Origin of the sequence: Paraburkholderia caledonica NBRC 102488 (assembly GCF_000685095.1) — a bacterium.
Lineage (GTDB): Bacteria > Pseudomonadota > Gammaproteobacteria > Burkholderiales > Burkholderiaceae > Paraburkholderia > Paraburkholderia caledonica.
Window position 1 is genome coordinate 39,672 of the sequence record NZ_BAYE01000009.1, and the last position, 13,410, is coordinate 53,081.

The 13,410-nt window shown below is 62.1% G+C and carries 10 protein-coding genes; 2 read left to right on the forward strand and 8 right to left on the reverse strand.

The genetic code is table 11. The features are described from left to right. Positions 1-73: 73 nt before the first annotated feature. From BCA01S_RS19210 to aldA, 4 genes are all read right to left on the reverse strand, one after another. Positions 74-1,735, reverse strand: coding sequence for a GMC family oxidoreductase (locus BCA01S_RS19210; RefSeq protein WP_027778307.1), 1,662 nt, complete (start codon positions 1,733-1,735; stop codon positions 74-76). 58 nt (positions 1,736-1,793) lie between these two features. Beyond that, positions 1,794-3,011 carry a mandelate racemase/muconate lactonizing enzyme family protein gene (locus tag BCA01S_RS19215; RefSeq protein ID WP_027778308.1) on the reverse strand — a complete coding sequence of 406 codons (1,218 nt, stop codon included), beginning with the start codon at positions 3,009-3,011 and terminating at the stop codon, positions 1,794-1,796. Further along, entirely contained in the window at positions 3,012-4,319 is a 1,308-nt protein-coding gene (locus tag BCA01S_RS19220; protein ID WP_156955069.1) for an MFS transporter, read from the reverse strand. A 217-nt stretch (positions 4,320-4,536) separates the two neighbouring features. After that, on the reverse strand, positions 4,537-5,982 hold the full coding sequence (aldA, locus tag BCA01S_RS19225; RefSeq protein WP_027778310.1) for an aldehyde dehydrogenase: 1,446 nt from the start codon (positions 5,980-5,982) through the stop codon (positions 4,537-4,539). Between the two features lie 270 nt (positions 5,983-6,252). Between aldA and BCA01S_RS19230 the strand changes: the two genes are divergently transcribed. Then, complete coding sequence (locus tag BCA01S_RS19230; protein WP_156955066.1) at positions 6,253-7,422, forward strand: porin; 1,170 nt, start codon at positions 6,253-6,255, stop codon at positions 7,420-7,422. Between the two features lie 12 nt (positions 7,423-7,434). On the opposite strand, the gene BCA01S_RS19235 is transcribed toward BCA01S_RS19230, so the two are convergent. The 4 genes from BCA01S_RS19235 to nirB all read right to left on the reverse strand — a co-directional run bounded on the left by BCA01S_RS19235 (position 7,435) and on the right by nirB (position 12,961). Further along, positions 7,435-7,923, reverse strand: coding sequence for an MgtC/SapB family protein (locus tag BCA01S_RS19235; RefSeq protein ID WP_027778312.1), 489 nt, complete (start codon positions 7,921-7,923; stop codon positions 7,435-7,437). Positions 7,924-8,047: 124 nt separating this feature from the next. Beyond that, complete coding sequence (locus tag BCA01S_RS19240) at positions 8,048-8,731, reverse strand: type IV pili methyl-accepting chemotaxis transducer N-terminal domain-containing protein (protein ID WP_027778313.1); 684 nt, start codon at positions 8,729-8,731, stop codon at positions 8,048-8,050. 119 nt (positions 8,732-8,850) lie between these two features. Next, positions 8,851-10,218 carry an MFS transporter gene (locus BCA01S_RS19245; RefSeq protein ID WP_027778314.1) on the reverse strand — a complete coding sequence of 456 codons (1,368 nt, stop codon included), beginning with the start codon at positions 10,216-10,218 and terminating at the stop codon, positions 8,851-8,853. Positions 10,219-10,420: 202 nt separating this feature from the next. Then, a complete protein-coding gene (gene nirB / locus BCA01S_RS19250) occupies positions 10,421-12,961 on the reverse strand; it encodes a nitrite reductase large subunit NirB (RefSeq protein WP_027778315.1) in 2,541 nt (846 codons plus the stop codon). Here nirB and BCA01S_RS39095 point away from each other — a divergent pair. Continuing rightward, on the forward strand, positions 12,938-13,063 hold the full coding sequence (locus BCA01S_RS39095; protein ID WP_255218476.1) for a hypothetical protein: 126 nt from the start codon (positions 12,938-12,940) through the stop codon (positions 13,061-13,063). The two genes, nirB and BCA01S_RS39095, sit on opposite strands and share 24 nt — an antisense overlap. The last annotated feature ends 347 nt before the right edge of the window (positions 13,064-13,410 follow it).

Genomic DNA, 13,410 nt, shown 5'->3' on the forward strand with positions numbered 1-13,410 from the left:
AGATAGGAAAAAGCCGCACCGGTCGACTGACCGGCGCGGCGTTTCAAGCACCTTTCTGAAGGGCCAACGAGCATCAGGCGGCGGTGGCGAACTCGGCCACATGAGGCTCGCGCGCGGCGTGCGCGGCAGCGTCCTCGAGAATCATGTCGGCGCCCTTCTCCGCGACCATCATTGTGGGCGCATTGATATTGCCGGAGGTGATGTTCGGAAAGACCGACGCGTCGACTACGCGCAATCCGGCAACGCCATGCACGCGCAAGCGCGCATCCACCACGGACGTGCGCGGATCATTGCCCATCGCGCAAGAGCCGCACAAGTGATAGATCGAGCCGGACTGCTCGCGAAAGTACTGCAGAAAGCTTTCACGACTTGCCACCTGCGGCCCCGGCGAGATTTCCTCGACCGTGATTTTCTTTAATGCGGGCGATGCCATCACCTTGCGCACGAGCTCGCAGCCCTGGATCACCTCGTCGATATCCTTTTGCGTGGTCAGTGCGTTCAGGCGGATTTTCGCGGCGTCTTCCGCACGGTTCGACGCGATTTCGATCGAGCCGCGGCTCGTCGGCCGGCAAGGATTGAATGCAAGCAGGAAACCCGAATACGGTTCCGGCTCCAGATTCGCCTTGTTGCTCTTCGGAATGCGGTACGACAGCGGATTGAAGTAAAGCTGCAGATTAGGCTGCGCCTCGCGCTCGCTGCCCCTGAAGAAACCGCCCGACTGATTCACGCTCATCGCAAGCGGCCCCTTGCGCGTGAGCAGATATTGCAACCCGAGCTTCAGTTTGCCGAGCAGCGGCCGCAGTTCGTCGTTCAGCGTCTTCACGTTCGCACGGTAATAGAAGCTCACGCACAGATGGTCTTGCAAATTCCGGCCGACCGCGGGCAATTCGTTGATCGTCGTAATGCCGTGTTTCGCGAGCAGTGCGCTATCGCCGAGGCCGGACAGTTGCAGCAGCTTCGGCGAATCGACCGCGCCGGCTGCGAGAATGACCTCTCGCTTCGCCATGAAACGTCGGGCAACGCCATTCTGCGTGACGCTCACGCCGATAGCGCGGTGCTTGCCCTCGAAAAGGACACGATTGGCCAACACATTGTGTTCGACCGTGAGATTCTTGCGCGCGAGCGCCGGATGCAGATACTCGAAACTGCTCGACGAGCGTTGGCCGTTGCGCGTGTTGACATCGTAAATACCGGCACCTTCGAACTGTGCACCGTTGAAGTCGTCGCTGCGCCGGTAGCCTGCCTGATCGCAGCCCTTCAGGAACACATGACAGATCGGATGCACGGCGTCTTTCATCGGCGAAATGCGGATTGGGCCATCAGCGCCGTGATATTCGGTGTCGCCGAGCGGATGCGATTCGAGCTTGCGGAAATACGGCAGGACATCGCGGAATGCCCAGCCTGGATTTCCGGCTGCCGCCCAATCGTCGAAATCGTGCGGTTGGCCGCGCACGTAGATCATCGCGTTGATCGAACCGGAGCCGCCCTGCACCTTGCCGCGCGGGCAATAGATAGGCCGGTTATCGAGCTCCTTTTCCGGCTCGCTGTAGTACATCCAGTTGTAGGTTTCGTTGTAATACGTCTTCGTGAAACCCACCGGAACCTTGAACCAGAACGAGCTGTCCTTGCCGCCCGCCTCCAGCAGCAGCACCGAGTATTCGCCCGACGCCGACAGGCGATTGGCGAGAATGCAGCCCGCCGACCCGGCGCCGACGATGATGTAGTCGTAGTTCATGCTATGTCGCCAGAGTGGCGCTCAATCCATTGAATGCTTGTAGAAGGCCGCGCGGCGTTCAGCCCTTGGCCGGCGCGAGATCTTTCACGTCGGCGGGTTGCGCGGCCATTTGCAGGTGCAGGCGCTCGCCCGTATATGGCGTGTGCTGCGCGACCACTTCCATGTTCAGTTCGACGCCGAGGCCAGGCTCGCGCGACGGAATGATGTAGCCGTCTTCCCACTGAAGCGGTTTCTTTAGCACGGCGGCGTGAAAACCGTCCCATGTGCCGATGCTTTCCTGGATCAGGAAGTTCGGCGTGCATGCTGCCAGCTGAATGCTCGCCGCCGCGCCGATCGGACCGTTGTACAGATGCGGCGCGATCTGCGCGTAGTACACCTCGGCAAGTGCAGCAACCTTCTTCGCTTCGAGGAGGCCGCCCACGCGCGCCACGTTCAATTGCAGAATAGACGCAGCACCCGCTTGCAGCAGCTTGAAGAACTCATATTTCGTAGTAAGGCGCTCGCCCGCTGCGACTGGAATGCTCGTGTGCCGCGCGACTTGCGCCATCGCGTCTTCCTGACCCGGCGGCACCGGCTCTTCGAACCAGAGCGGATCGTATTTTTCGAGGCGCTTCGCAAGCCGGATCGCCGATGAGGGCACCATCTGCCCATGCGTGCCGAACAGCAGATCAGCCTTGCTGCCCACCGCTTCACGCACGCGGCGGCAGAACGTCTCGCAACGGTCGAGCACTTCCATGGACAGTTGATGCCCCGAGTAAGCCGTGTACGGCCCCGCAGGATCGAACTTCACCGCCGTGAAGCCGCGCTTCACATTCTCGGCGGCGCATTCGGCGGCGAGGTCGGGATCGTCGTAGTCGTATTCGCCGCGGCTGTTCTTCGGGTACAGGTACGTGTACGAACGCAGGCGCGGATTGACCATGCCGCCGAGCAACTCGTAAACCGGCTTGCCTGCGGCCTTGCAGATGATGTCCCAGCACGCCATTTCGAGGCCGCTCACCACGCCCATCATCGTCAGGTCGGGACGTTGCGTGAAACCGCTCGAATACGCTTCGCGCCAGAGCCGCTCGATATGATGCGGATCGTGATCGAGCAGGTAGCGGGAAAAAACATCGTCCACGATATGCGTCATTGCGTTCGGATGGAACGTGGTCGAATAGATTTCGCCGACGCCTTCAATGCCGCAATCGGTCTTCAGCTTGACAAAGATCCAGTACATGCCGCCGACGTGCGGCGGCGGTACGGCAACGACATGCGTTTCGAGCGAGACAACTTTCATTTACGCAACCTCTTTCCTGTTGAGCATGCTTCTTAGCGCGAGTCCGGCGAAACCGCCGAGCGCCGCCATCGCGGCCACATAGCCGAAGTACAGCTGATAGCCGAATACGCCCGGGAACGTCTGCGTCAGGTATCCGTTGATGAGCGGCAGAAACACATCGGGCGAATAGCCAAGTACGGAGATGAGACCGATTGCAAGGCCCATCGTGGAAACCGGAATGTTGCAGCGATCCAGCAGCGACCAGTAAAGCCCGCGAATCGCGTAGGTCAGGATGCCGATGAACAGCACGAGAAAGACCAGCAGCACATGGCTCGAAATACGCGGTGCGGCCATCAGTCCGACCAGCGACAGCGCGGCGAGGAAGAGCGCGATAACCAGCACGGACACCTTCGAATAACGATCGCCGAGAAAGCCGCCGCCAATGCCGCCGATGGGTCGCATCCACAGCTTCAGGGTGGTGATCGTGCCGGCCATTACGACCGTGAGGCCAATATCGCCTTCGTGCAGATAGGCAGAAAAGCTATAGGTCGCCCAGAACACCTGGTAGCCGCAGAACACAATGGCTGCGACGAGCCACAGTTCGGGAATTTTCGCGAGCGTTGCGAGATCGGCGAGCACGTTGCTGCGCTGACGCGCTGCGCGAATCGCGGCGTCGGCGCGGGGACCCTGCTCGCCTTGCGGATCCTTCACGAGCACGAGCACGACGCCGAGTGCGATGCACAGGAACGCGTACATGTAGACGACCATTCGGAAGCCGGCTGCGACCGTCTCGCCTTTCGTCTGCGTGGCCCACGCGAACAGCGTGATCGCGATCGTTGCGAGCATCGCTTCGATGAGACCGCGCCCGCCGTCGAGCAGGCCGAAGAAGCGGCCTTGCTCGTTCGTGCCGGCAATCATCGTGACGCGCTTGATGACGGCCGCCCAGAAGGTGAGGCCGGTCGACAGACCCCAGCCGCCGAAGATCAACATCAGCATAGGAAACGACGGCGCGCTCGAATACCACAGCCCGAGCGCACCGGTTGCGATCAGTGAGAAACAGATCAGCATGCGTGGCGCGATGCGATCCGCGAGCCAGCCGCTCGGCAGGTAGCTCAGCAAGAAGATGGTACCGAGCGACGAGTACAGATAGCCGAGCTGGCTATCGGTGATATGGAACACTTCCAGCATGGTCGGCTGATAGACCTGCCGCAGATACAGAATCGGATAGATCGCGCCGGCGGCGAGCACCAGCAACATCAGCTGCGTATAGCGGCGCCCCTTTGTTTGTTGCAGCGCGGCTTGCTCGTCGGCTTTCATGCCGGCTTCCATCTCGCCTAACGCGAGCGCAGCCGGGGTCGAAGACGATTGAACGGGTTGAGATGACACGTGAGCCTCCTGACAGGCACAGCGCCGACTGAGCGGCCTGTGCGTCTCCAATATGTTTTGTTATGAGAGGCAGCGCTTCGCTGTCTCTGGACGAAGCAAGGCAAACGCACGCCGTGCCTTGCGGACTGCTATGCGCGGCGCGGCGCGCGCCGGTTCGACCTTAGTACTTCATGACGACGAGACGGGTCTGCGTGAATTCGAGCATGCCGTGCTTGCCGTCGTCGCCGCCGAGCCCCGAGCGCTTCCAGCCAGCATGGAAGCCCTGATACGGATCGGCCGGCGTGCGGTTCACATAGAGTTCGCCGGCCTCGATACCGTTGGCGACTTTCATCGCGTTGCGGTAGTTCTCGGTGTAGAGCACTGAGGACAAGCCGAACTGGTGGTCGTTGGCCATGTCGAGCGCTTCATCGAGCGTCCGGTATTTAACGACCGGCATGACCGGACCGAAGGTCTCTTCCTGCACGATCTCCATGTCCTGACGGCAGTTCGACAGCAGCGTGGCAGGATAGAAAAAGCCTTTGCGCCCGGCCGACGCAGGGAGCTCGCCGCCCGTCTCCAGCGTGGCGCCCGCTGCAATCGCCCGCTCGACCATCGCGTGGATCGACTGACGCGACGCTTCATTCACGAGCGGACCCATCAGCGAAGGTTGCTCGCTGCGGTCGCCGAATTCGACCGCGCTCATGTGGCGCTTGAGCAGCGCGACGAAGCGGTCGTGCACGCTTTCGTGCACGTAGACACGTTCGATCGCCGTGCAAAGCTGCCCGCAATGCGTGGTCTTCGAGGCGACCAGTTCACGCGCGGCTCTTTCGAGATCGGCATCGGCCTCGATGATGGCGGGCGTCTTGCCGCCCAGTTCGAGCGACGGCTTGGCGATGTTCTCCTTGCAGTACTCGAGCACCTTGCGGCCCGCGCCGACGCTGCCCGTCAGCGTGATCATGCCGATCCTGGGATGCGTGCAAAGCGCCTCGGCAGTCGCATGGTTCATGGCCAGAATATTGACGACGCCCGCGGGCAGGCCGGCCTTCTCGACTGCCTTCGCGATTTCGAATGCGGAGGTCGGCGTGTTGTTGCTCGGGCGAACAACCACCGTGTTGCCGGCGATCAGCGCAGGCGCCACCTTGCGCATGAACGTATAGACCGGATAGTTGAACGGAATCAGGCACGCGACCACGCCGATGGGCTCCCGATGCAGCACGAGGTTTTCATCGGGCGAATCGCTTGGAATCACCTCGCCTTCGATGCGGCGTGCCCACTCTGCGTGGTAACGCGTGATCTGACCGGCGTAGACGGCTTCGCTGGTTGCGTCGGCGACGCTCTTGCCCGACTCCAGCGCAAGCGCGGCGCCAATGTCCGGCGCGCATTCGGTCAACGCGTCGGCGAGCTTATGCAGATACGCGCCCCGCTCCGTGGAAGGCAGCTTGCGCCACGCCTTCTGGGCGACCGCCGCGGCGTCCACTGCTGCAATGACGTCGGCGTGGCTCGCGGCCGTGACGTGCGCAATCAGCGCTTCGGTGGCGGGGTTGTAGACGGCGATCAATTCGTGATCGGCAGAACCGGCGGCGGGTTCGAGGAAACGGCCATTGGCAAAGTTCCGGTCGAGTCGCATGTTTGTCTCCTTCTTCTTGCTGTGCTGGAAGCGCATGGCCAGTCATATCCGGCTACATGCGAAAGTGCATGGACGGAATTTTTGTCTGGGTCATGACCGGCCACAAGCGAATAATTCGCGGGACAAACATTCGAAAAAATCACGTTTATCCAGGGATGTGCCTCATTCGAGAACCGGCTCACGAATTGCAGAATCCGGGCTTCGCCAAAAAGCAGCGGCCGCGCCGAGCCTCGGCCACACGCCGCTCATTACCAACGTCTGGAGCTCTCGATGATAAAAAAGACCTTGTCCGCCACCGCTACCCTCAGTGCGCTCGCAGCCCTTGCGTCACTGGCCGCTCCGTGCGCGTTCGCACAAAGCAGCGTGACGCTCTATGGCGTGCTCGACGAAGGCCTCGACTACACGAACAACGCCGGGCACGGCGCAGTGTGGGAAATGGCAAGCGGCTACGCGCAGGGCAGCCGTTGGGGCCTGAAGGGGTCAGAGGATCTGGGCGGCGGCATGAAAGCCGTGTTTCAGCTGGAAAACGGCTTCGACGTGAACTCGGGGCGGCTCGGTCAGGGTGGCCGCATGTTCGGACGCCAGGCATATGTGGGATTGAGCGACAGCCGCTTCGGCACGCTCACGTTCGGCCGCCAGTACGATTCGGTTGTGGATTACCTCGCGCAGACCACGGCTAACGGCAACTGGGCCGGCTACCTGTTCGCGCATCCATACGACAACGACAACACCGACAACTCGTTCCGGCTAGGCAACAGCGTGAAGTACACGAGCCCCGACATAGCGGGCCTGCAGTTCGGGGGCGTCTACAGCTTCAGCAACGACACCAACTTCGCCAATAACCGCGCGTACAGCTTTGGCGCCCAGTATGCAACCGGCGGTCTGCTGATCGCGGCGGCCTATTTGCAGGCAAACAATCCCGGCATGGGAGCGACAGGCGCGATCACCGCGAACGACGCGAGCTTTATCGCCGCACGCATGCGCGTTTTCGGCGGCGGCATCGGCTATACATTCGGCCCGGCGACCGTCGGCTTCGCTTATACGAACTCCACGTATAAGAGCCCGACCGGCAATGGCTATATCGGCGTTCCGGTCGCGGCGCCGGGCGTCGAATTGAACACGCTCAAGTATCAGAACTTCGAAGTGAACGGCAAATATCAGTTCACGCCCGCATTTTTCGTCGGTGCTCAGTACGTGTACACGATCGAGAACTACGATGCATCGTCAGGCAGCGTGAAGCCGAAAATCCACTCGGTCGGACTGATGGCGGACTACAACCTCTCCAAACGCACAGACGTGTATGTGCAGGGCGAGTACCAGAAGGTCACGGGAGACTCGACCCATTCGATTCTCGACAACGCGTTTATTCCGGGTGTGCAGGCGCCTTCGTCGACGAGCACGCAGGTCGCCGTGCGGGTTGCGCTGAGGCACAAGTTCTAACGCACGCCCTCGCTATTTGCCGTCGGGCATGTTGCCTTTCACGAGGCGCGCGCTCGACAGGATCAGCAACGCAATCACCACGCTGAGGATCGCCGTGGCCTCGCGCCCGAGGCCCGCGGCCACACCGACGCCGGCGCTGAGCCAGAGGCTTGCCGCCGTCGTCAGGCCGCGCACCTCGCGCTGCGCACTGAGCTTCATGATGGCGCCCGCGCCGAGAAAGCCGATGCCGGACACGAGCCCTTGCAGCACGCGGCTCATGTTGTCTTGTGAGAAGCCGGCTTGCAGCGGCACCACGACGAACAGGGCTGCGCCCACCGCGACCATCATGTGCGTGCGCATACCGGCGTCGCGCCGCGATATTTCCCGCTCGAAACCGAGCACGCCGCCCAGTATCAACGCGAGCCCGAGACGCATCAGCACCTGCGTTACATCGGCTGGATCGCCGAGATCCGAGAATTCTGCCTTGGCCGTTGCCCACACGGCCTGCCATCCACTGTTCATGTAATTGCCCCGACGTTTGCGAAACGCCAAGCATAGCCGGGATGAGCACGCGTGGGCCGCAGAGGCCGGCGATCAATATCAGGCGCGCTGCGCGTTGCGCGAACTACGTATCACGCATCACGTATCAGGCGCCCGAGACTTTCTTCACGAATGCGCTGACCACTGCTTCAAGTTCCTTCGTGATCGAAGTCATGACGCCGGCCACGACTGCGAACTCGCGGCCGGTCACGTTCGTGCGGCTTGCCACGATCTGACCGTTGAAGGACACGATATGCGCTTCTTTCGCGATCGACTTGATCCGATCGATCAACTGCTGCTGCTCTTTCTTCTGGGCACGCGCAATACGGCGGCTTTCCTGTTCGTAGACCGCTGTGACGCCATGTAAGTCGCCTAGCAACGGCTCCGCCGACGCGATCAGGACTTCCAGAGCACTTTCGGCGTTCGAAGCCTCGCGCGCTATGGCGTCGAGCGCCGCGTGCGCCAGGGCGATGAAGTTCGTGATCCTCTTCTCGACGTGTCCGCTGGTGCTATCGCTGCGGTTCCCATGAAAAGCCTCGCGCAGAGCGGGCGAAAAGAGTCCCGGCAGACCGTCGCGGCCTTGCACCAGTGCCGCATGACTGTCCGCAAACGTGCGCAACGTCTCCTGCGCGATGGCGAGCGCGCCGTCGCTACGACGCAGCGCGAGCATGGCCTTGAACACGATGCGCTGCGAAAGCATCCGTTGACGTCCTGCCATGTTGATCAACGAGCTCAACACTTCGCTGGACACGTCCACTTGCGCCGGGAGCCGTTCTATTGTTGTGAGCATATCTACTTCGGAAGTTCCAGAGCGGCGGGTCGCGTCGGCGCGCTGTAGCTTGCACGCTGACGCGCCCGTTGACGCGCCCGTTGATGCGCTAAGTGACTGCTTTCCGTCAGCCAGTTGCCTTACTCGGTTGCATGAGCGTGCATCACGCCCGATTGCATCGACCACGCCATCCACGGCCGGCGCAGCGCGACGATTGCGACAAACGCACACGCAGCCAGCGCGCCGAAGGTGGCAAAGCCCATCTGATATGAACCGGTGCTTTCCTTCGCCATGCCCATCACGACAGGCAGATAGAAACCGCCGATGCCGCCCGCCGCGCCGACGATGCCCGACATCAGGCCGGTACGGCCGGCCCAACGATGCGGCACGAGCTGGAACGTCGCGCCATTGCCGAGGCCAAAAGCCAGGTACAGGCACAGCAGCAGTGCAATGCCGCCCGCGAGCGTCGGCATGACCGCGGCAAATACGAAGTCGCACACCGAGATGATGGCGAGCAGCACGGTCAGTGCGCGCACGCCGGAGACCTTGTCGGCGATCAAACCGCCAAGCGGACGCACGAGCGCACCGGTCGCGGCGAGAAGTGCCATGAAAAGGCCCGCGTCGATCTTCGACAGTTGATAGAGATTGGTGAGCAGCAGCGACACATACGAGGACATACCCACGAACCCCCCGAACGTGATGCTATAGACGAGCATGATGACCCACGTGTCGCGCTCCGCCAGCACCGCACGATAGCGCTTGGGCAGCACCGCAATGGCAAGCAGCGCGCCGATCACCGGCAACAGCAGCACACCCGTTTTGCCCGAACCGAAAATGCCCGCTTCGACCAGCAGCACAAGCACGATCAGGCCGACAAGCGTCACCACGAAGCTGCCGAATGCGCGCAGCACGCTGCCCGTCTTCACGCCGGAGTCGTTTGCCCAGAAATACAGCGTGATGCCTGCGATAGCGAGCAGAGGCAACGCACCGCCCGTTGCAGTCTGCCAGCCGTAGTGAGTGGCGAGTTGCGGGAACAGGAAACCGTCGAGCACCGCGCCGATGTTGCCCGCGGCGGCGAGTCCCAGCACGAGACCCTGTACCTTCGGCGGATAGTTGCTGCCTGCCATCGGCAATGCAACAGCGAAGCTCGCACCGCCCACGCCGAGGAACACGCCTAGCACCAGCAGCAGCGTGTACGACGGAACGGACGGCAGCAACGGCAACACGATGGTCGGCACCGCCGACAGCAGCACGCCGAGCAACGCAATGCGCTTGCCATGCGCCGATTGATAGAGGTTGCCGAGCGTCACCCGCAAGATCGCTGCGGACAGCACGGGCACCGCGACGAGCAGGCCTTGCTGCGCCGGGGTCATCGCGATGCTCTTGCTGATGAACGGCGCGAGCGGGCCATACAGAACCCAGACCGTGAAGCCGGTATCGAAATAGAGGAAACACGCTACCAGCGCGCGCCAGTCTCCACTCTTAATGGAGCTCATCACGTTTTTCATCAGACATCCTCACTAAACTGATTTTCGACCATCCGGCTGACTGCGTGCTTTGCCACGCACCGGAATGATCACTATGTTGAAACCCGCGTTGTTCATGCAACGTCCATGCCATGCGGGCCTGCTTTTCGATGCAGAACTACGTGCTCCTTGAAGCTTGAATCCGATGCACACCAGCGAGTACGCGAGCCGTGACGCCAAAGAATCAAACGGTTTCCACTACGACCGGAATGGCGGCAAGCTTCGATTGACGTTCATCGTGTGTCGCCGGGCGGATCTGCCCGCGTTCCTCGACGAAGCTCACTGTGCTGTCGGACTCGTCGCTATTGACGAAATGTCGGAAGCGCTTGCGCGTTTCGGGATCGGTCACTGCCTTCTTCCACTCGCATTCGTAGGTGTCGATCACGCGCTGCATGTCCGCTTCGAGTTCTTCGGCCACGCCCAGGTGGTCGTCGACAACCACGTCGATCAGATACTGGAGCCCGCCTTCGAGGTTCTCGCGCCACACGCTGGTGCGTTGCAGACGGTCGGCGGTGCGCACGTAGAACATCAGAAAACGGTCGATGTAGCGCACGAGCGTTTCGCGGTCGAGGTCTGAGGCAAGCAGTTCCGCGTGACGCGGCTTCATGCCGCCATTGCCGCACACGTAGAGGTTCCAGCCCTTGTCCGTCGCGATGATGCCGACGTCCTTGCCCTGCGCTTCCGCGCACTCGCGTGTGCAGCCCGAGACGCCGAACTTGATCTTGTGCGGTGTGCGCAGCCCCTTATAGCGGTTCTCGAGTTCGACCGCGAGGCCCACCGAATCGCCCACGCCATAGCGGCACCACGTCGAGCCGACGCACGACTTCACGGTGCGCAGCGATTTGCCGTACGCATGGCCCGACTCGAAGCCCGCCGCAATTAGCTCTTCCCAGATGAACGGCAGCTGCTCGACGCGCGCGCCGAACAGGTCGACACGCTGTCCGCCGGTAATCTTCGTATAGAGGCCGTATTTCTTCGCAACCTGCGCAACGGCGATCAGACCGTCGGGCGTGACTTCGCCGCCCGCCATGCGCGGCACGACCGAATATGTGCCGTCGCGCTGAATGTTGGCGAGGTAGTAGTCGTTCGTGTCCTGCAACGACGCGTGCTCTTTCTTCAACACGAATTCGTTCCAGCACGACGCAAGAATGCTGGCGACCACCGGCTTGCAGATATCGCAGCCGAGACCATGGCCATGTTTCGCGAGCAGTTCGCCGAAGCTGCGAACGCCTTCCACGCGCACGATGTGATACAGCTCCTGGCGCGAATACGCGAAGTGCTCGCACACATGGTTGTTCACCGCGAGGCCCTGCTTCTTCATCTCGGCCTTCATCACCTGCGTGACGAGCGGCACGCAACCGCCGCAAGAAGTGCCCGCGCTAGTCGCGCATTTGAGCGCGCCGATGTCGGTCGCGCCCGCGCAAACGGCGGCGCACAAGTCGCCTTTCGACACGTTGTTGCACGAGCAGATCTGCGCGGCGTCCGGCAGCGCGTCGACGCCGAGTCCCGGCTTAGCCTTGCCGTCGCTTTGCGGCAGAATCAAAAATTCGGGCGACTCCGGTAGCTCGATGCGGTTGAGCATCATCTGCAGCAGCGTGCCGTACTCGGTAGCGTCGCCGACCATCACGCCGCCCAGCAGATACTTGCCGCATTCCGAGACCACGAGCTTCTTGTAGATCTGCTTGCGTTCGTCGCTGAACTGATACGCGCGGCTGCCCGGCGTATTGCCATGCGCATCACCGATGCTCGCGACGTCCACGCCCATCAGTTTGAGTTTGGTGCTCATGTCGGCGCCCGCGAATTCGGCGGGCTCGCCCAGCAGTCGCTTTGCGACCGTGCGCGCCATGTCGTAGCCGGGCGCGACGAGGCCGAACAACTGGCCGTTCCACAGCGCGCACTCGCCGATTGCGTAGATGTGCGGATCGCTCGTGCGGCATGCGTTGTCGATCACGATGCCGCCGCGCGCACCGAGCGTCAGGCCGCTGTCGCGCGCCAAGTCGTCGCGCGGACGAATGCCCGCGGAGAACACGATCATGTCAGTGTCGAGATACGTGCCGTCCGCGAATTGCATGCGGTGCGCGCCCTCTTCGCCGTCGACGATCGCCGTGGTGTTCTTCTGCGTGTGCACTGTCACGCCGAGTTCTTCGATCTTCGTGCGCAGCACACGGCCACCGCCTTCATCCACCTGGACCGCCATCAGGCGCGGCGCGAATTCGACCACATGTGTTTGCAGGCCCATGTCGCGCAGCGCCTTCGCGCATTCGAGACCCAGCAGTCCGCCGCCGACCACCGTGCCGGTCTTCGAGCGCGCGCCGCATTCCTGCATCGCCTCCAGATCGTCGATGGTTCGATAGACGAAGCAATCGCTGCGCTCGCGTCCCTGCACCGGCGGCACGAACGGATAGGAGCCGGTCGCGAACACGAGCTTGTCGTAGGGCAGCGTCTCGCCAGTGGAAACAGTCACGGTGCGCGCGGCGCGGTCGATCGAGACAGCCTTCGCGTTGAGCTTGAGCAACACGTTCTGGCGTTCGAAGAAGCCCGGTTCCACGAGCGAGAGGTCGTCCGCCGTCTTGCCGGAGAAAAATTCGGAGAGGTGCACGCGGTCATACGCCGGACGCGATTCTTCGCACAGCACCGTGATGTCGAGGCCGTGCGCGGCGTCTTGCGCCAGACACTCGACCAGTTTGTGACCGACCATCCCGTGACCGATAACGATGATTTTCATGACCGCGGCTTCCTCAATGTGCTGGGCATCGGCCGCCGCCATGCCGTCATCGGCAATGCGGCGCCGGAAATAAAAACGGCGTCCCGCGAACGCAGTCGATGACTGAATTCGGGGGACGCCGTTGTCCTGACCTGGTACTGCGGCAAGTGCCTCGTAGGGCGCTCGCGGCGGATCCACGTTGATCCGATGGCGGGACTAAATGCAAGGGCTGTGCCAATTGCATGCGATGCGCGCGTGCGCCCCACCGCATGGGCCTTCGCACAGCATTGCGCGAGTCGTCGCCGACCCGCGCGCGCGACGCATTTCGATGCAGGCCAGCACAGCGATGGTGCGACGCAGCACTTTGCGCGTGCCAAAAGCGGGCGCGTGGCTGGTGCAGAACGGTCTCGCACGAGGAGCGCCGTGACGGCGTCGCGCTCCTTTCGTCAGCGGCTGGCCGGGCGTAGAGG